Genomic DNA, 18,137 nt, shown 5'->3' with positions numbered 1-18,137 from the left:
AAAAATCCTCAAGTATCGAGCGGTCTGAAACCACAGTGCCCTGACCGGCGCCTAGTTGGAGTGGAACAGATCAAAGGCAAGAAAAGGGCAAGGAACGTGGACAAACTCGGGCTTCTCATCGGTGGTGTCTTTGCTGCCGGGCTTGGCGTGGCGATCTGGCAATTCATGCAACCGGTCGAGCAACCGGCAGGGACCATGGTCCACCCGGACCCAACAGCAATAAGCGAGTTGGCTCAGGGCGCGCCCATCGTCGAGGTTCGGCTTCCCGAACAGTTGTCGCCCGAGGCGGCGATCGGTCAACGCGCCTTCGAAACCGCGTGCGCGGCTTGTCATGGGGCAAACGCGGCTGGTCAGAACGGTGTCGCGCCGCCGCTGATCCACCGCACATACGAACCGAGCCATCATTCCGACGAGGCCTTTCAGATGGCGGTTCGGAACGGCGTACGCGCGCATCACTGGCCCTTTGGCAACATGCCCCCGGTCGAGGGCCTGACTCGCGCCGACGTTCAGTATATCGCCCGCTACATCCGCGAGGTGCAGCGCGAGAACGGGATCAATTGATGCGGGTGCTGTCGTTTTTTTCCGCGCGCGGGGGACTGGTTGCGGTGCTCATGATGGTGCTTGCAATCCTTGCCGCGCCGACGTCAGGACTTGCCGGCACGCCGGATGCGCATTCAGAGATCGTCGCGGACGGCGATGTCGCGAATGCCGGGCACGCTGCGCATGAGGACACGCTTGACCGCTCCTGCCATCCCGACCCGTCCTGTTCCCCGGCCGCCATTTTGATGACCCGACCCTTATTCGGGGCACACGGTTTCCGGGCCGTGCGTCAGCCGCTCGCGAAAACAGCAATAGGCGGGAGAAATGCGCCCGTGGATCTTCCACCCCCGCGCGCCTGGGCCTTGTCACGACAGCATTCCCTGAAAGACACCCAGACATGAGAGACCAAGACATGATCAAGACACTTCTGACCGGCACGGCGCTCGTGGCCAGCCTCACCGCTTCCGTGGCCCTGGCCGATGCAGGGCACGGCAGCGGTATCGGAGAACCCGGCGACGCCGCACAGGTCGACCGCACCATCACCATCGAAATGGACGAGATGAAATACAGCCCCGAAAGCATCGAGGTCGCACCCGGCGAGACGATCCGCTTCGAAGTCGTGAATGTCGGGCGCGCCGTGCACGAGTTCAACATCGGCACCAGCGAAACGTGGAACGGGCATCGCGGCGAAATGCGCACCATGATGCGGGAAGGCATGATGACGATGCGCAGCATCAATCATGACCGCATGATGGAAGCCGGGATGATGCATGACGATGCCAACAGCGTCCTGCTGGAGCCGGGCGATACGGGCGAAGTCATCTGGACCTTCCCCGAAGGTGGCGAGATCGGATTCGCCTGCAACGTGCCCGGTCACCGCGAGGCCGGCATGGTTGGCGATTTCCGGATGGGCCACGACTCCTGACGCTCAAACGACAAGGGGGTGGGCGAGACTCTCGCCCGCCTCGACACTGTTGAGGAGGTATTGGCCATGCTGACACGACGCGCCTTTATCGGACAGACCGCCGCCACTCTGGGCATGGTGATGAGCGGTCGGCAGGTGCTTGCCGCCTCTCATGCGCCCGCGATCCTGACAGCGCGCGAAGCCACGGTCCAGCTTGCCCCCGACGGTTATCCGGCGACACCCATCTGGGGGTATGAGGGCCGCGCGCCCGGCCCGGCCATCCGGGTGCGCCGGGGCGAACGGGTGCAGCGGCGGCTGGTCAACAACCTGCCGGAGCCGACCTCCATCCATTGGCACGGCATCCGCATCGACAACGCGATGGACGGTGTCTCGGGCCTGACGCAAGAGGCCGTCGCGCCGGGTCAGGCTTTCGACTATGATTTCGTGGCGCCCGATGCCGGAACCTACTGGTACCACGCGCATAACCGGTCCTGGGTGCAGGTCGCCCGCGGCCTGCATGGGCCGCTGATCGTGGAAGAGGCCGAGCCGCCGCAGGTGGATCGCGAGGAGACCCTCGTACTCGACGACTGGCTGCTCGACCCCGAAACGGCGCTGATTGACGAGAGTTTCGACAATCCCATGCGCATGAGCCATGGCGGCCGGATCGGAAACCTGATCACCACGAACGGTCAATTCGATCCTGCAATCCCGGTAGAGCGGCACACGCGTCTGCGTCTGCGGCTCATCAACGTATCGAACGCGCGGATCTTTCCATTGCAGCTCGCAGGGTTGCGGGGCTGGACGGTCGCGCTCGACGGCATGCCGCTTGCCACCCCCGAGCCGCTGGAGGGCGTGCTCGTCCTCGCCCCGGCGCAGCGCGCGGACCTGATCGTCGATGTGACGGCCGAGGCGGGCGAGACAGCCCATCTCGTGCGGCTCGGCAATGACGACCGCCCGGCCTCTCAGGTGGCATTCCCCGTCTCGGCCAGCGCCGCGCGGACCCCGCGAGCGGCACCCGCGGCGTTGCCGCCCAATTCCGTCAGCGGCCTCGGGTCGCTGGCCGATGCCCGTCCTTTGCGGCTGGTGATGTCGGGCGGCGCCATGGGGCGAATGAATAGTGCCGTGCTGGGCGGAGAGCGCCTGGGCTTTCGCGACCTCGCGGCGCGGGGGCGGTTCTGGGCCTTCAACGACATGGCAGAGATGACGCAGGCCCCGCTGGCCGATCTTTCCCTTGGCGAGCGGGTGCGGCTGGAGATCGTCAACGAAACCGTCTTTCCCCACGCCATGCATCTGCACGGGATGCATTTCCGCGAAATCCGCGACGGCAGACCCGCAGGCCCGATGCGCGACACGCTCCTCGTGGCCGCACAAGAGACGCGCGAGATCGGCTTCGTCGCCGACAATCCGGGCGACTGGCTGTTTCACTGCCACATGCTCAGCCATGCGGAAAGCGGCATGATGACATGGGTGCGCTTGACATGAAGGCCTGGGTGATGATCGCCGCGCCCGTGGCGCTTGGCCTTGCGGGGGCCGGGGCGTGGTTGGCGCTGCGTGACGCGCCGCAGGCCGCCATAGACCCTGCCGTGCCGGTGATGCCGGCGACGGTGGATATCGCGCAGGGCGAAGCGCTTTATGCCCAGAACTGCGCCGCCTGTCACGGCGCCAACCTCGAAGGACAGCCGGACTGGCGAACCCCCGATGCGGATGGGCGTCTGCCCGCGCCGCCTCACGATGAAACCGGGCACACATGGCACCATCCCGACCGGATGCTGTTTGAATACACGAAACTCGGCGGACGCGAGGCCCTGGCCCGGCAAGGCGTGGAATTCGACAGCGGCATGCCCGGTTTCGACGACGTCCTGACGGATCGCGAGATCTGGAACATCCTCGCCTACATCCAATCAACCTGGCCCGAGCGCGAACGCGCCGCGCAGGCCGAACGCACGGCCGCCGATCTGGCAAACGGAGGAAATTGACATGAAGAATTACATTTCAATGATGGCGATGGCGCTTTTCCTTGCGCTGCCCTTGCAGGCAGCGGCGCAGGACATCTCGGAGGACAGGGTGCGCGAGCTGGTGCTTGAGACGATCCGCGAAAACCCCGAGATCGTCATGGAGGCCGTCGCGATCCTCGAAGCCCGGCAGGCCGAGGCACAGGCGGCGTCGCAAGCCGAGGTCCTCTCCCGCGAACGTGACACGCTGGAACGCGACCCCAATGCGCCGGTCCTGGGCAATCCGGAGGGCGATGTCACGGTGGTGGAGTTCTTCGACTACAATTGTCCCTATTGCCGTCGTGCCAAGCCCGAGATCGAGGCCCTGCTGGCCGCCGATCCGGATGTTCGCCTTGTCTATCGTGAATGGCCGATCCTCGGCGAAGGGTCGGTGTTTGCTGCCCGTGCCGCGCTGGCCGCGCGCGAACAGGGGCTTTACGAAGACTTCCATTGGGCGCTGATGGGCATGAGCGGCCGCGCCGAGGAGTCGTCCGTCCTTCGGATCGCGGAAGACATCGGCCTGGACGTCGCGCAATTGCGCCGCGACATGGAAGCGCCGGAGATCGACGCACATATCGAAACTTCGATGCGCCTGGCGCAGGTCCTCGGCATCACGGGCACACCATCCTTCGTGATCGGCGACGCCCTTGTGCCCGGTGTCGTGGATGCCGAGCAGTTGCAAACGCTCGTCACCGATGCGCGAGAACCGGAACAATGAACGCGGCCGGAAAGACGGGCCTGACGCGCCGCCATTTCATCATCACCGCAACCGCCCTATTTTCGCCGCCCATCTCGGGGCCGCTTCTGGCGGATAGCTGGCCGAGCGAGGCGCAGAAAAGCGCATGGGATGCCGAGGTCACGCCGCCCTTCTTCAACCTTGAGATATCCAATCCCTGGGGGCTCGATCCGCGATTTCTTCCGCAACGGGTCGAGGCGCGGGCAGGCCTTGTTCCGGGGAACATTCACGTCGATGCCATCGCGCGCTACCTTTATCACATCGAGGAGGGCGGGACGGCCATGCGCTATGGCGTGGCCATCGCACGCGGCAATCTCTACGAACCCGGCACCTACACGATCCGGCGCAAGGTGCGCTGGCCGCACTGGACCCCGACGCGCTCGATGATCGAACGGGATCCGGAACTGTACGCAGATGTCGAAGACGGAATGGAGCCGGGTCCTGACAATCCGCTCGGCGCGCGTGCCCTGTATCTCTACGTGGGCGATCGCGACACCTATCTGCGCATTCACGGCTCGCCCCAGCCCCGCTCTATCGGGGGCCGCGCGAGTTCGGGCTGCGTGCGGATGGTCAATGCCCATGCCATTGCGCTCTACCCGCTGGTCGAAACCGGGGTGACGGCGTATCTGCATCCGCCTGAGGACTACGTCGGCGCACACAGTTGAGTACGAAATTCGAGGCGCCCGAGAGACGCTGGCGAAGCCACTGCGCGAAAGGACCGGATTTGGGACGAAAATTCATCAATAGCTTGGCATTGTCGGCCCTTCTGGGCGGATGCACCGCTGTCGTCGGCACCGAAGACTCGGCCCCCGATCCCGTCCCCGAGCAGGTTGTGGCCCTGGCAGCCCCTTACCAGGATGTCTCGACGGCGCGCCTTCTGCCACGTGACGGGTGCTACTGGTATCTCCACCAGGGGCCGGTCGAAGCCACCCTCTTGCCGCTCAGAACCATCGACGGGCGACCGATCTGCGCTGCGCGAGAGTAGAGGGCGGCGCCGCTATCGGCCTGGGTTATTCCGTCCTCGCTCGATCTCCAGAGCCTACGACCCGGCGCCACACCGATTCGCGACAGAGGGCGGACAAGAAGTCTTCCTTTGGCAAGCCTGCGAAGATGTTTGCCTCGGTGACAACAGCATCGCAGTGATACCGGCACTATGTTCTGGTCATGAATCCTGTAAATATTAAAATAAACATAAACTTCATTACGAGATTTTCAGCGCGTTTTTGGGCAAGTTCAGTTGCGGGTTGGAAACTCTACCTCACCCCATTGCGCCGTTTTTGCAGAGCCGCAACGCTTGCATCGAAGTCCAGCCTTCCTGCCTTGGCTCGACGGATCAGTTCGCGCATCAAACCGCCAGGATTGCGAACAGGGTAGCTCGGGTGATCTCGCTGCGCATCAACCAATAGTAGGCAGAAAGCCAACCCGTGGTCGCCCAAGGTGCTCTGGCCCTCATGCCAAACTGAAGCATGGATATCGAGCATCGGCAGCAACGCCCAGGCAGCCTCGATGATGTCGCGCTCTTTGAGAGGTCGGTTCTGATCTCGGCTCGCGTCAAGCATCATGCGTAAGCCGTCGCCGGCAATGCGATATAGATTCTCTGGCGTCAGAGCGGGTGGCGCGGGGCAGGGAATTGATGATGGCGGTTCACTCTGTGCGATTTCCGCATGTCTTCCAGAGTTATCCACAGCGGGCGGCGTCTTTACAGTTTGAGTTTCTTCTCTGGTGTTTTGTGTAAAGGGCCGGAAGTTTTCCGCTGGCTGGTCGGAAGAAAGCCCACGTTTTTCAAGCCAGTCATCAAGGCTGTTGCACAGATCGGAACTGGCCTTCAAATGGGCGTTGAGCCGCTCCAGACCAAGACGGCTTAACGCATCGCTGCGTGGCCATTTATCGAAACTGGCGAGAATCTTGACGATCTCAGGATCTTTGATAGCCGAGGAGGGCAGGGCGGCGATGCACCGTTTCATGTGACGCAAACGAAGGGACCGAAGATCCTTCAAAGCGCGCAAATGCCTCCGTTCCGCACGGAGCCGATCGCGAAGGGCTATGAACTCTTCCAGTCGCGCGATCAGCGGAGTCAGTATCAAGCCTAGGCCAGCGCGACCATAGCGGGCCCCATTCGCCGCGACACGTTTCACGATCAGCCCAAGCTTGGCCAGCGCGGCCTCATCCGTTCGCAACTGGCGCGACGTCTTGCCAAGTTCGACCGCTGCGAGATCTTGCGCGCCAAAAAACACCGGTTCACGATGGGGAGAGGTCCAGTCGGATGCGCGGGTGCGCCCGATGATGTAGTTCAGAACTGCCAAGCGCGCCGGGCGCAGGCCTATATGCGGGGCAACCTCTGAAATTAGCGCCATGACAGCACCTTTGGTCCAGCCTTCCGGCAGGGTGAGATGGGTTTGGATCACGTTCACTGTCTAGTCCTTGTGAATTGGAACAAGGCTGCAACAGGGCATCCGTGTCCCCGCGAGCGACACGTTTTTTCATTGCCTTGACTGTCGGGACTGCTAGAACGAGATCACAGTTTGATTTGATCTGACGGAACGCCAATTCCGTTGTTCTTTGAGCCCCTCGCTTGGTTGCCGCCTTGCGGGGGTTTCTTCTTTTTTATCGTTTGCCTGTGACTGTTTGAGATCAGTAGTTGACTTGTTCGAAGCCATAGGCGCCCTCAAAATCCTCCCAATCGACGAACACAGCACGGACCCAGATATCGGGGCAGTTCTGGCCGTATCGCTCGGCCCCTCGGAAGGCTGGAGGAAGGGCACTTATCGAGCTGTTTTGCCACCGGAATTGGCCGTCTTGATCATACGTGCCACGCCGCACAGAAGCATATCTGTTGCAATCGTCACGGCCCTCCCTCTGACGTGCCGTAACCTGAAAGACATCTATGGAGCGGACGAAATCAAAAGCAGGGTCCGTCACATCGATATCGGCGGCACGCCCGACAGCTTGGGCGAGCTGGAGCGTTTCTCGCTCTCGGGGCAGGGAGACTGCTTGACCAGGATTGAACCCCGCCAACCTGTAGAGGCGCTCAAACGGGTCCGGCGCCTCGAACTCAGCACGCATTGGACAACGCCAGATCTGCAGCGGTGGTTCGACTGGCCAGGGCGTGATCCGGCGGATGAACTCCGCGCGCGCACGGGCGCAGGGAACCGACGCAGGCCAACCGCCTGCGAGGCACAGGAGGATCGCACAATCGATCTGGTAGCCTTGTGCGGTGGCAGGTTTGGCAGCAAGCGGTGTAAGCCCGATCGCGATGATCGCGGCAGTTGACACAAGCCGCCTCATGACAGAGCGCCGCCGCTAACCCGTTGGCGTATAAGAGAGCATATGTTAAGTTGGCTCTTGGCCAAGAGTGCGCATGACTCGGGCGCACCTGGGACGAATACTTCTCGGGCGAAAGCGGCGCGCCTAAGACCCGCAGCAAGAGTTAAGTCCGCTATCCGCGTCGGACCCGGGGTCATGCCAGCCAAGTTCGCAGAACGTCAGAAGGCCGCAAGCATGTGGACTAGGCCTTTTTCGATGTTCTTCCACGGCTTCTTGCCCACGGTATGTAAGAACCAACATCTGGTACCGCAGATATTTTTCGTAAAGAACTGCATGAAGCGACAACAGATTTTGTGACCCACAGGCCTGGATCAAGGACTTATGGAACTCCCAGTCATATCGGAATCAGGATCGGAGCGACCACGCCCTGCGCCAATGGCTGCGGGAACTGGCGAATAAACGTCGCCGGTTCGGATATCGTAGTTAGGGCATCCTTTTGGCCAGAGAGGGTTTTGAAGTGAACCATTAGAAGCTTTTCCGTCTCTATCGCGAGGAAGGGCTGGCCGTGCGCCGCAGGTGATCACGCAAACGCGCACTGGGTACGCGCAGGCCCATCCTAGTGCCGGATCGCGCCAATCAGCGTTGGTCGTTGGACTTCGTGTCCGATGCCTTTGCTAATGGCCAAAGGTTCCGTGTGTTGTGCATCGTGGATGACTGCACGCGCGAAGCCTTGGCGGCCACTGTGGTGGATCGCTCACTGTCAGGTGAGCGGATGATCCGCGAACTGGATGACCTGATCGGGAGGCTGGGTCAGTTGACTTTCTGACCCACGATCAGATCAAAGCGATGACAACGGCCGACCGTATCGTCAACCTCGGCACTCGTCAGGGGTATGTTACCCCCTGGATCACGACGTCAGCGGAAAAGCGCCCTTAGGGGTGCCACAGCCTCTTGCCAGCTGTCACGCGCTTCTAGCCGGTCGATCCAACTCGCAACTCCTGGGTACTGGTCCAGTAAAATCCCCGCTTGATCGCGATACATGAAGGTGGTCGCAAGATAGAAGTCGGCAAGGCTGAGTGCGCCTGCGATCCAGTCCTTGCCGTCGAGTCCGGTTTCCAGAACGGCAAGGAACTGATCTGTGGCTTTTCGTTCCGCTTCGACCACAGTCGGATCGGGATCGCCCATGCCGAATTTCTCTTTGAGAAACAGCTCAAAGGACAATTTCTGCATCGCCGGGCCAAGGTGGATCGCTTGCCACCAGGTCCATTGATCGACGAGGGACCGCGCCTTGCGGCCCTCAGGATAGAGGCCCGCCTCGGGCCGAAGCCCCGCCAGATAGGCACAAATTGCCCGGGATTCCCAAAGCACGAAATTCCCGTCCTCCAAAACGGGCACCTTTGCATTGGGATTGCGAGCGAGAAATTCCGCCGCGCGGTTGTCCCCGGCCCGGATGTCGACCTGGACGATTTCGAGGTCCACGCCCAGTTCGTGTGCCACCGCCCGCACACGCAGCGCATTGGGCGAGAAATTCGCGTTGTAGAGTTTCATGATTTTGTCCGCCTCTATAGTTACTGCGGCGCCCGAAGAAGCACCGCCCGGTTTTCGGTCAGGAAATCGGCAACCGACTGTCCAGACTTGCCGGTGAGCGTCTTGAGATCGTCGCTGGCCACATCAAGGTAGCCTTCGGCGATTGCCTGGTCGAAAGAGACGAAAACACGCGCCATGAACTCGGGCAGGCCATTTGCGATCATCGCCTGCACCATGTCTTCGGCCGGCATCGGAACGTAGGGGATGTCCTTGCCGGCGATGTCCGACAAAAGCGCCGCGATATCGGCCTGGCCGGTGGATTCGGGCCCGGTGATGTCCAGGACCTCGCGGTCGGTCGCATTCATCAGCGCGGCAGCGGCGGCGCGGGCGCAGTCGGCGCGCGTGACGTAACTCGCCCGTCCGTCCCCTGCCGCGGCAAAGAGCTGCCCCATGTCGATCGCCTGCGGTCCGCTCATAAGCAACAGATCCGTGTAAAGGTTGTTGCGAAGGATCGTGTAGCTGGCGCCGCTTTGCTCGATCAGCTTCTCGGTGTTCTGATGATCCTTGCTGAAAGTGATGGGGCTTTCGGGTACCGGGCTGGCAAGCGAGGTATAGACGATGTGGTCGATACCCGCCTCGCGTGCGGCGGTGATCGCATTGGAATGAGCCGCGAGCCGTTTGCCCGGCTCCAGATCGTCGGTGGAGATGATCAGGATCCGCTTGCCGCCCGCGATGGCCGGACCCAGTGTTTCGGGCGCGTTGAAATCGCCTTGGCGAACATCCACCCCCTTGTCCCTGAACTCGGCGAGTTTGTCGGCGTTGCGCGTGACCGCGATGATCGGACCGGCGCCCGCCTCGATCAGTTGATCGATTACCTGGCGTCCAAGCTGGCCGGAGGCGCCTGTGACGATAAATGGTCCGTTCTGAAAGCTTGCCATGGGCGTATTCCTGTTCTTTGAGAGAGAGTCAGCCGTGGATGTGAACCTGCGCGGGGTTGGCCAGCTTGCCGCGGGCGAAGTCCCAGCTCGTTGTCAGGATTTTGATCATGACGTCGACCTCTGACCCATCGCGCGGCGCAAAGGCCATGACGGCATTTGCCGGGATGTGTCCGGCCGACGCCATCGGGTGCGGTTCGCCCCATCCCTTGGCGATGAGTTCATCGACCGCCGCCAGCGGCAGCATCATGTGCGACGAACCGTCATAGGAGGGATGCACATGGGCAAATTCGCGTCCGATCATGAAGGCTTCACGCGGGCCGCAGGCATGCGCCACCGGCAAGACCAGTGCTTCGGCGCCGGGCACCGAGATGCCCGACCGGCAGCGCTCGACGAAGGGCAGGGCGAAGGCCTTCTCCTTGAAAAATGCGTGGATCTCTGCCGAGGAGTTCTGCGACACCTGCTCATGCGGGGCGCAATCGGTGGTGTCGGGGCGCGGGCCCTGCCGCGGGGGAAGTTCGAAGCTCATGGTTGGTCCTATCCAAATCTGAACGCGCTTTCGACCGCGCCCAACACGTGATCCTCGAGGGTCTTCTCCCCCCGATCCGCAAGCGCAGCCCCGGCCACGACGTGCAACGGGATCAGATGTTCCTCGCGCGGATTGGCATCGCGTGCGCCGGGCGCCTGATCCCACTCGGCCAGCATGGCATGGCGCACTGCGGGGTCTTCATGGGTCACCGCACTCGTGAGCCATCGGTCAAAGTCTCCGCCGTTCACCGGGCCGTCCGGTCCGCCCCTCATCGCCCGCATCATCTTGCCCATGTTATGATAGGTATTGCCGGATCCGATGATCAGCACCCCTTCGTCGCGCAAGGGCGCCAACGCGCGACCGACGGCAAGATGCGCCTCGGGGTCGAGATCGTCGCGCAGGCTCAATTGGACGGTGGGGATGTCGGCCTCAGGAAAAGCCACCTTTAGTGGAACGAATACCCCGTGATCGAAGCCACGCGCAGCATCGGCCCCGGTTTGGAATCCCGCGTCTTCTAAAAGTGCGCGTACGCGGGTCGCCAGCGCGGGCTCGCCCGGCGCGGGCCAGGTTAGCTGATAGGTATGCTGCGGAAATCCCTGATAGTCGAACAGCAGAGGCGGGGCGGGGTTGGTCTGCAAGGTAAAGACCCGCTCTTCCCAATGGCCCGAGATCACGAGGAGCGCCTTGGGCCTTGCCGGCAGGCTCGCAGGCAAGTCCTCAAGGAATTTGCGGTGCCGATCCCAGGCGTCAGGCGGGTTCCAGTCCATGAAGAAACAGGGGCCACCCCCATGGGGAACAAACAATGTCGGCTGCTTTTCAGTCATGTTGTCGTCCTTTTAAACCCAAGTCCGAGGCTATGGGCACCCCCGTGGCAACTCCGCAGCAGATCAGATTGGCGCTGCCGGAACTGCCGGTGCATAGGCCGACTTGACCGCACGCACGCGATTGGCGGTCAGCCACGAGACGATCAGGAGTACCCAGGTCGCCAGAGCCGGCGACCAACCCGGATCGCCTGCGCCCACATGGGCCCCGAAGGCGAGCACCAGATGCCAGAACATTGCCGCATAGGCCCAATCTGCCAGCACCGCCGAAGGGCGCCAGAGGATCACAACGGCACCGACGATCTTCAAAATTGCGAGTGGCCAGATGATGTATGTGGGATAGCCCAACACCTCGCGATACATGCCCGCGACCATGTCGTGGGATGAGATGTAGAAGGCCGCCGCACCCAGATAGACCAATGCCACAAGGCCGGTCGCGATCCAGTAGACATATTTTGCCACGTTGTCACTCACTGCCGCTCTCCCGGTTTTCGGCGGGTTGTTAGGCTGCCGTTTTCCATATAGTATCATTAGGTGCCTTGCTTCATCAGTTAAAGTAGGCACTTAAAAGTAACTTACTTTCGTGGGCTGCGAGGGCTATCCACAATGAAAAGCGTCCAACCAGCTTCCTGCCCGATGGAGGCGCTGCTGCGTGTCATCACGGGACCTTGGACGATTTATATCCTTTGGGTTCTGTCCGAACAGGGTCCACAGCGTTTCGGCGCGACCAAACGGCTGGTGCCTGGAATTTCCACCCGGGTCCTGACTGAGAGGCTGAGAATGCTGGAACATGCCGGCGTGGTCTGGCGCGAGCAGGCCATGACCATCCCGCCCGCTGTCACATACGGGCTGACTGAACGCGGCGCGGAGCTGCGCGGTGTGCTGGACACCCTTGGATCCATTGCACGCCGCTGGGAGGCGGAGGGTGCTTTCGACGGGACGGCACGCTCGGCGGAATGATGACGTCCGTCCTGTTCGCGGAATAATCCCGCGCCAGAAAGCACCGCGAACGGAGCACGGCCCGAAGCTCATGACGAATTGAAAGCCGCGTTGGGTATGCCTGACAGGCGGCACTCACTCCGAACGATCCGCCCAGGTTTGCGGCTTGCCGCCACATAAAAATCAATTTACTGTACCGACTAGACGGTACAGTCAAGTTTGAAATCCCGCAATGCTGCACAGGACAGGAAGAGCGAGATGCGCGAGAGAAAAATGGCCGAGGTTTTGTTCGGCGCGCGGGAGGTCTTCTTCCGGTGCGGTTATGAAGGCGCCACCGTCGATGCCATTGCCGCCGAAGGGAAAGTGTCGAAGGCAACAATGTATTCGTATTTCCCGACCAAGGAGCAGCTGTTTCTGAGCGTCGTGGAATCCGAATGCGGTCGGCTTGCGGAAGAGATCCTCCGACCCTTGTCCGCAGGTCCCGAGCCGCGCGCCCAGTTGGAAAAACTTGCCCTGCGCATGATCGATCTCGTTCTGGACGAAACCTACATCCGCCTTCTGCGGACGTGTATCGGTGCCACCGAGATGCTTCCCGAGGTCGGGGAGGTGTATTTTCGTGCCGGACCGAAACGGGCACGCGAACTCATCAGTAAAGTTCTGGAACGCCTTTCCCGGGAAGGCGCGCTTGAGATCGACAACCCCCCGCGTGTTGCGGATCACTTCATACATCTTTGCGTTTCTGGACTGTTGATGCCACGCCTGCTGGCCGTGCAAAGAACAGTCGAGCGGGACAAGCATGCGGCCGATGCAGTCACTGCATTCCTGCGACTCTACGGGAGCGGACATAGAGTAGAGCTCTGAACTGACCTTGCTTTCCGACAACGGGGCAGTGCTCCAAATCTCTCAATAAAATTGCCGAATGGACAGTGAATAATGACCATACAATCCAAAATGCAGGCAAAGAATGCGTCACCAAGGATCCTCGGCGCTGCGCGGGCAATTGCGCACAGAGAGGGCGCGGGAAAGATTACGATCGACGCCGTCGCGCGTGAGGCCGATCTCAGTAAAGGCGGGGTCTTATACAATTTTCCGACCAAGAGAGCGCTTCTTGCCGGGCTGCTTGATGAGATGCTCGCAGAACATCACGAACGCCTGGCATCAGTCCCGGAAGATCGCAGATCCCGCACCCTGCGTGGGCACCTGGAAGCAATCGTGCAAGCCAGAGCCGTCGATGACGACCTCTCGATGGCGATTCTCGCGGCTGCCGCGTCAGATCCGCGGCTGCTCGATCCGCTACGGGCTGAACTGACCGGCGACCTTGAGCGTATCCTGTCCGACACACAAGACACTCCGGGTGCTATGGTTGTCGTCCTAGCGATCCAGGGACTTCGGTTCCAGAAACTTCTGGGCCTTCCCGACGGTGGCGCGGATCTCAGGGGACGCGTCATCGAGCAATTGAGGGCCATGATTAATGAACTCGAATAGAGAGACACGAAGTTTGAAGCGGATCGTTTTTGTTATTGCGGTAGCGGCCGTGTCGGCCGTTGCCGTCCCGTTTGTTTCGCCGTTCCTGACCGATGTGCTGGCCCAGACCGCGACGGACACCCTGGAGGCAGAAGTCGATACAAGGCCTGCAGCGAACGTGGAGCGACCAGTCACGGTCGAAGTGACCCGTGCGCTCAATCGCGTCGTAAGTCAGTCTCGCAGCGTTGCAGGCCGCGTCGAACCTGCTCGAACGGTGGACCTTGCGTTTCAGATACCCGGGCAGATCATTCGCCTTGAGGTTGAGCCCGGCGACACGATTCGCGAGGGCGAGGTGATCGCGGAGCTCGACCAAATCGATTTCGAACTCGCCGTCGACCGGGCTCAGGCGTCCTACGACCTGGCGAATTCCGAACTCGCGCGCGCCTCGGACCTCGCCGATCGTGGCGTGGCGTCCGACGCGCGCCTCGACACGGCCCGCGCGCAGTTCGTCCAGGCAGAAGTCGCGCTCCGCGAGGCAGAGCGGCGCCTGTCCCAAACGAAAATCGTCGCGCCATTCGACGCGATTGTGGCGCGCACCTTCGTTGAAGAATATGTCAACGTCACGTCGGCCGCGCCTGTCGCGCGTCTACAGGATGTCAGCGAGATGCGGCTCGTGATCTCCCTGCCAGAGGAACTTGCGGCCATTGCGCGGTCGGCACCCGATGCCTTCGAGATCGTTGCAACTTTTCCGGCTGTTCCGGGTTACACCGCGCCTCTGGTGCTTCGCTCGTTTGCGACCGATGCCGACCGGACGGCGCAGACCTACGACGTGGAATTTGCGATCACGGGTGATATCGACCCGCGTCTTCTGCCCGGGATGACTGCGGATGTGCGCATCTCCATTGCCGCAGAAGCAGATCGCCCGCAATCCGTGATCGTTCCGGTTTCGGCGGTGGATACGACGAGCCGAACCGAACCGTCCATCTGGATCTACGAAGAAACGTCCGGCCAGGTCGCGCGCAGGGCGGTCCGTTTGGGTCTTCCGATCAACAATGAGATTGTCGTTCTGGATGGCCTGAAGGGCAACGAATTGGTTGTTTCCGGCGGCTGGTGGCGGCTCAGGGACAATCAGACCGTGACAGTTTCGGGGCTCTGATCCCGTTCTTTTTGACAGGACAAGAATAGAACCATGGCACTCAGCATCTCACGAGCGAGCATCGAGCGTCCTGTGGCGGTCTGGCTCACCATCATCTTTTGTCTCCTCGGCGGCTATTGGGGGCTGAACACGGTCGGTCGACTTGAAGACCCGAGCTTCACGCTCAAAACGGCGCTCATCTTCGTGCCGTATCCCGGCGCCACGGCTCTGGAGGTTGAAGAGGAGGTCGCCGACGTCGTCGAAAATGCGCTGCAGCAAATGAAGCAGCTCGACCGGGTGGAATCGAAGTCGATGCCGGGCATGGCGCAGATCACCGTCGAGATCGAGATGACCTATGGCCCGGACGAGATCCCGCAGGTTTGGGACGAAATGCGCCGCCGCATCAGCGACGTGGAGGGGGACCTTCCCGCAGGGGCGCGACCGCCCATCATCAATGACGATTTCGGCGACGTCTATGGCATGTTCTATGCGGTGACGACCGAAGGTCTGAGCCCATCGGAGCAGAGGGATTTGGCCACGACGCTGCGGCTCGGGCTGGTCACTGTCGATGGCGTCGCCAAGGTCGAGGTTCAGGGCCTCTCCGAAGAGGTAATCACCATCTCGATCCCGTCTGCACGCCTCGAGATGCTGGGGCTTCCGCCGACCCAGATCCTGGGCATTCTCGCAGACGAAAACCAGGTATTCACCAACGGCGAGATCACCGAGGGCCCTGCCCGGATCGGCCTATCGGTTCCGCCGGGCTATATTAGCACCGAAGGGATAGAGGAGCTGCGGCTGGGCACGGCCGGAAATGTCGGCCAGATCGCTGTCAGCGACATCGCCAGCGTGACCCGCGAGGCGGCCGAGCAGCCCAGCCAGATCATCCGGCAGAACGGCACGGCGGCATTTACCTTTGGCGTTTCCGCGTTGACGGACCAAAACGTGGTCGAAGTCGGTCAGGCGGTTTCAGCACGGCTGGAACGGCTCAAGTCAGAGCTTCCTGAAGGTGTCGAGATCATTCCGATCTACGAGCAGCACGTCGTGGTGGACGAATCCGTTTCAAGCTTTCTCGTCAGCCTCGGACAGTCGGTCGCGATCGTGGTCGGTGCACTGATGCTGACCATGGGTTGGCGCGCAGGCCTCGTGGTGGGCGCGACCCTCGGGCTTACCGTGTTCTCCACACTGTTCTTCATGTCGGTGTTCGGGATACAGATGGAACGGATCAGCCTTGGCGCCCTGATCATCGCGATGGGTATGCTGGTCGACAACGCCATCGTCATCACCGAAGGCATGGTGATTGGCATGGCACGCGGCAAAAGCGCGGAAGACGCGGCGGCCGAGACGGAATCCTCGACGTCCATTCCCTTGCTGGGGGCGACCGTTATCGGGATCATGGCGTTTTCCGGTATCGGGCTGTCGCCTGACGCCACGGGCGAGTTCCTGTTTTCGCTTTTCGCGGTGATCGCCATCTCGCTGCTAACAAGCTGGGTCCTGGCAGTCACGGTGACGCCGTATCTCGGCAAGCTGCTGCTCAAGGCCCCCAAAAACACTTCGGATAATCCCTATAAGGGCGTGTTCTACGCGACATATCGCGGGATTTTGTGGATGGCGCTGCGCGTCCGCATTCCGGTTGTTCTGACGATCATTGGCATCACCGTTTGGTCCGTTATGGCTTTCGGACAGGTCAAGCAGGCCTTTTTCCCCGCCTCGAACACGCCGATTTTCTACGTTGAGTTCCAGATGCCGCAGGGAACCGATATCAACACGACCGACGAAGAGATGCAGCGGCTCGAGCGGATTCTCATGGATGAGGATGCCGTAACCGGGGTAACGGCCCTCGTCGGGCGCGGGGCAAGCCGATTCATGCTGACATACAACCCCGAGCAGGCGGATGCCAGCTATGGCCAACTCATCGTCCGGGTTGCGGACGCCGCAACGATCGCGACGATCGCGAGCAGACTTAACCAGGACTTGCCCGCCGAATTCCCCCACGCTCTGATCCGTGTCGAAGAGATCGTGTTCGGACCGCCGGCCGGTGCCGATGTTGCAGTTCGTTTTTCGGGACCCGATCCGGTCATCCTGCGCCAGCTCGCGGATGATGCGATGAGGATTTACGAGGAGGCAGGAACCATCACCAATCCGCGCACCAATTGGCGGCAGCGTGAGATCCTCGTCGAACCCATCGTCGATGAGGCACGAATGCGGCTGGCTGGCGCAACGCGCGGAGCGATCGCGGATACCATCCGCTATGGAACGTCCGGACTGCGCGTTGGCGACCTACGCGAGGACGACGTGTTGATTCCGATCCATCTCCGGCTTCCCGAGAGCGAACGCGACGGAGTTGACCGCCTTCGTGACCTATCGGTGTGGTCCGATGGGGCAGGGTCCTATGTACCCATGGCCAACCTTGTCGAAAGGTTCGATCCCCGTCTTGTCGAGGCACTCATTCACCGGCGCGACCGAGAGCGGACAATCACCGCCCTCGGCGGTGCCCGCAGCGATCTCACCGCGGATGAGGCATTCCGAAGCGTCCGCACCGAGATCGAATCCATCCCGCTTCCCGACGGTTATGCAATGGAATGGGGCGGCGAATTCGAAAGTGCGCAGATGGCTCAGGAGTCGCTTGGCAAGCAGCTTCCCCTGGGCTTCCTGGTCATGTTGACGATTTCGATTTTGATGTTCAACAAAGTCCGCCAACCGCTCATCCTGTGGCTCGTGGTGCCAATGTCCGTGACGGGCATGGTCCTGGGGTTGCTGTTCACCGGGCTGCCCTTCACATTTACGGCCCTGCTCGGCTTCCTGTCGCTTTCGGGAATGTTGATGAAGAACGCAATCGTTCTCATCGAAGAGATCGATTTTCTACGTGCACAGGGTGTGCCCGATTACAAGGCGGTGATCGACGGCTCAGTCAGCCGTCTTCGCCCTGTGGTGCTCGCCGCCGGCACGACGATCTTTGGCATGATTCCGCTTCTGCCCGATGCGTTTTTCGCCTCGATGGCGGTGACAATCATGGGCGGCCTCGCTTTTGCCTCGGTCTTGACGCTCGTCGCGGTTCCGGTGCTCTATGCGCTCCTTTTCAGGATACGGCCACTAAAACGGGACGCACAGTCGGACGGCCTAGCGGCGACCGCCTGACGCAACGATCCTCCCTAAAATAGGATTTCGAGCCAATTTGAGGGTAGCGGAATGGCCCAGAAAAAACAAAACCGGAGAGGATCGTCGCGAAGCTCCGGGAGTCCGACGATCCCAGGGTGCCTCGTGCGGAGTTTCGAAGTAGAGTCCATGGTCCAAACGGCGCAATTCAATAGCGCTCGTTGGATAACTGAAGCGTTTCGACTTTAGATTGATACAT

Annotated in this window: 21 protein-coding genes and 1 pseudogene; 14 read left to right on the top strand and 8 right to left on the bottom strand. The window is 61.2% G+C overall.

The window, feature by feature from the left end; genetic code table 11:
• Positions 1-96 precede the first annotated feature (96 nt).
• The 8 genes from ACEWPJ_RS17565 (at position 97) to ACEWPJ_RS17530 (ending at position 5,156) form a co-directional block, all read left to right on the top strand.
• On the top strand, positions 97-561 hold the full coding sequence (locus ACEWPJ_RS17565; RefSeq protein WP_290559367.1) for a c-type cytochrome: 465 nt from the start codon (positions 97-99) through the stop codon (positions 559-561).
• A complete protein-coding gene (locus ACEWPJ_RS17560; RefSeq protein WP_290559368.1) occupies positions 561-941 on the top strand; it encodes a hypothetical protein in 381 nt (126 codons plus the stop codon). The genes ACEWPJ_RS17565 and ACEWPJ_RS17560 overlap by 1 nt, the downstream gene beginning before the upstream one ends.
• A gap of 11 nt (positions 942-952) precedes the next feature.
• Positions 953-1,465, top strand: a complete 513-nt coding sequence (locus ACEWPJ_RS17555; RefSeq protein WP_136340162.1) for a cupredoxin domain-containing protein — start codon at positions 953-955, stop codon at positions 1,463-1,465.
• Positions 1,466-1,531: 66 nt separating this feature from the next.
• The gene (locus tag ACEWPJ_RS17550; RefSeq protein WP_416514309.1) at positions 1,532-2,926 is read left to right on the top strand and encodes a multicopper oxidase family protein; all 1,395 of its coding nucleotides are present in this window, start codon (positions 1,532-1,534) and stop codon (positions 2,924-2,926) included.
• Positions 2,927-3,036: 110 nt separating this feature from the next.
• On the top strand, positions 3,037-3,420 hold the full coding sequence (locus ACEWPJ_RS17545) for a c-type cytochrome (protein ID WP_290559409.1): 384 nt from the start codon (positions 3,037-3,039) through the stop codon (positions 3,418-3,420).
• Between the two features lies 1 nt (position 3,421).
• Positions 3,422-4,153, top strand: coding sequence for a DsbA family protein (locus tag ACEWPJ_RS17540; RefSeq protein WP_136340165.1), 732 nt, complete (start codon positions 3,422-3,424; stop codon positions 4,151-4,153).
• The gene (locus tag ACEWPJ_RS17535) at positions 4,150-4,836 is read left to right on the top strand and encodes a L,D-transpeptidase (RefSeq protein ID WP_136340166.1); all 687 of its coding nucleotides are present in this window, start codon (positions 4,150-4,152) and stop codon (positions 4,834-4,836) included. Before ACEWPJ_RS17540 ends, ACEWPJ_RS17535 begins: the two co-directional genes overlap by 4 nt.
• Before the next feature lie 59 nt (positions 4,837-4,895).
• The gene (locus ACEWPJ_RS17530) at positions 4,896-5,156 is read left to right on the top strand and encodes a hypothetical protein (RefSeq protein WP_173508473.1); all 261 of its coding nucleotides are present in this window, start codon (positions 4,896-4,898) and stop codon (positions 5,154-5,156) included.
• Between the two features lie 268 nt (positions 5,157-5,424).
• On the opposite strand, the gene repC is transcribed toward ACEWPJ_RS17530, so the two are convergent.
• The 3 genes from repC to ACEWPJ_RS17515 form a co-directional block, all read right to left on the bottom strand.
• Positions 5,425-6,582: a replication initiation protein RepC gene (gene repC / locus ACEWPJ_RS17525; protein WP_121066468.1), complete on the bottom strand. Its 1,158-nt coding sequence runs from the start codon at positions 6,580-6,582 to the stop codon at positions 5,425-5,427.
• A 220-nt stretch (positions 6,583-6,802) separates the two neighbouring features.
• On the bottom strand, positions 6,803-7,456 hold the full coding sequence (locus ACEWPJ_RS17520; protein WP_121066465.1) for a hypothetical protein: 654 nt from the start codon (positions 7,454-7,456) through the stop codon (positions 6,803-6,805).
• A gap of 123 nt (positions 7,457-7,579) precedes the next feature.
• Entirely contained in the window at positions 7,580-7,780 is a 201-nt protein-coding gene (locus tag ACEWPJ_RS17515; RefSeq protein ID WP_379575174.1) for a hypothetical protein, read from the bottom strand.
• 55 nt (positions 7,781-7,835) lie between these two features.
• Between ACEWPJ_RS17515 and ACEWPJ_RS17510 the strand changes: the two are divergent.
• Positions 7,836-8,249, top strand: a pseudogene (locus ACEWPJ_RS17510) (IS3 family transposase); the annotation flags it as partial.
• A 101-nt stretch (positions 8,250-8,350) separates the two neighbouring features.
• Here ACEWPJ_RS17510 and ACEWPJ_RS17505 read toward each other — a convergent pair.
• The 5 genes from ACEWPJ_RS17505 to ACEWPJ_RS17485 form a co-directional block, all read right to left on the bottom strand.
• Entirely contained in the window at positions 8,351-8,983 is a 633-nt protein-coding gene (locus ACEWPJ_RS17505; protein ID WP_027238702.1) for a glutathione S-transferase family protein, read from the bottom strand.
• Between the two features lie 20 nt (positions 8,984-9,003).
• Positions 9,004-9,900 (bottom strand): SDR family oxidoreductase, encoded by an 897-nt coding sequence (locus ACEWPJ_RS17500; protein ID WP_416514308.1) that lies wholly within the window; start codon positions 9,898-9,900, stop codon positions 9,004-9,006.
• Between the two features lie 28 nt (positions 9,901-9,928).
• Entirely contained in the window at positions 9,929-10,426 is a 498-nt protein-coding gene (locus tag ACEWPJ_RS17495) for a luciferase family protein (protein ID WP_037931962.1), read from the bottom strand.
• Positions 10,427-10,434: 8 nt separating this feature from the next.
• Positions 10,435-11,250 (bottom strand): DODA-type extradiol aromatic ring-opening family dioxygenase, encoded by an 816-nt coding sequence (locus ACEWPJ_RS17490; RefSeq protein WP_037931959.1) that lies wholly within the window; start codon positions 11,248-11,250, stop codon positions 10,435-10,437.
• Between the two features lie 63 nt (positions 11,251-11,313).
• Complete coding sequence (locus ACEWPJ_RS17485) at positions 11,314-11,721, bottom strand: DoxX family protein (RefSeq protein ID WP_157802081.1); 408 nt, start codon at positions 11,719-11,721, stop codon at positions 11,314-11,316.
• A gap of 132 nt (positions 11,722-11,853) precedes the next feature.
• Here ACEWPJ_RS17485 and ACEWPJ_RS17480 point away from each other — a divergent pair, with 132 nt between their 5' ends.
• From ACEWPJ_RS17480 to ACEWPJ_RS17460, 5 genes are all read left to right on the top strand, one after another.
• Complete coding sequence (locus ACEWPJ_RS17480) at positions 11,854-12,207, top strand: winged helix-turn-helix transcriptional regulator (protein WP_224556225.1); 354 nt, start codon at positions 11,854-11,856, stop codon at positions 12,205-12,207.
• 237 nt (positions 12,208-12,444) lie between these two features.
• A complete protein-coding gene (locus tag ACEWPJ_RS17475; protein ID WP_036540318.1) occupies positions 12,445-13,047 on the top strand; it encodes a TetR/AcrR family transcriptional regulator in 603 nt (200 codons plus the stop codon).
• 72 nt (positions 13,048-13,119) lie between these two features.
• Positions 13,120-13,671, top strand: a complete 552-nt coding sequence (locus ACEWPJ_RS17470; RefSeq protein ID WP_224769550.1) for a TetR/AcrR family transcriptional regulator — start codon at positions 13,120-13,122, stop codon at positions 13,669-13,671.
• Entirely contained in the window at positions 13,658-14,806 is a 1,149-nt protein-coding gene (locus ACEWPJ_RS17465) for an efflux RND transporter periplasmic adaptor subunit (RefSeq protein WP_076981263.1), read from the top strand. Before ACEWPJ_RS17470 ends, ACEWPJ_RS17465 begins: the two co-directional genes overlap by 14 nt.
• 33 nt (positions 14,807-14,839) lie before the next feature.
• A complete protein-coding gene (locus ACEWPJ_RS17460) occupies positions 14,840-17,920 on the top strand; it encodes an efflux RND transporter permease subunit (protein ID WP_416514307.1) in 3,081 nt (1,026 codons plus the stop codon).
• Positions 17,921-18,137 lie beyond the last annotated feature (217 nt).

The organism is Aliiroseovarius sp. YM-037 (genome assembly GCF_048060095.1).
Classification (GTDB): domain Bacteria; phylum Pseudomonadota; class Alphaproteobacteria; order Rhodobacterales; family Rhodobacteraceae; genus JBLUOA01.
Note: the sequence above shows the minus strand (reverse complement) of the source record. Positions and strands in the feature narration are given on the sequence as shown.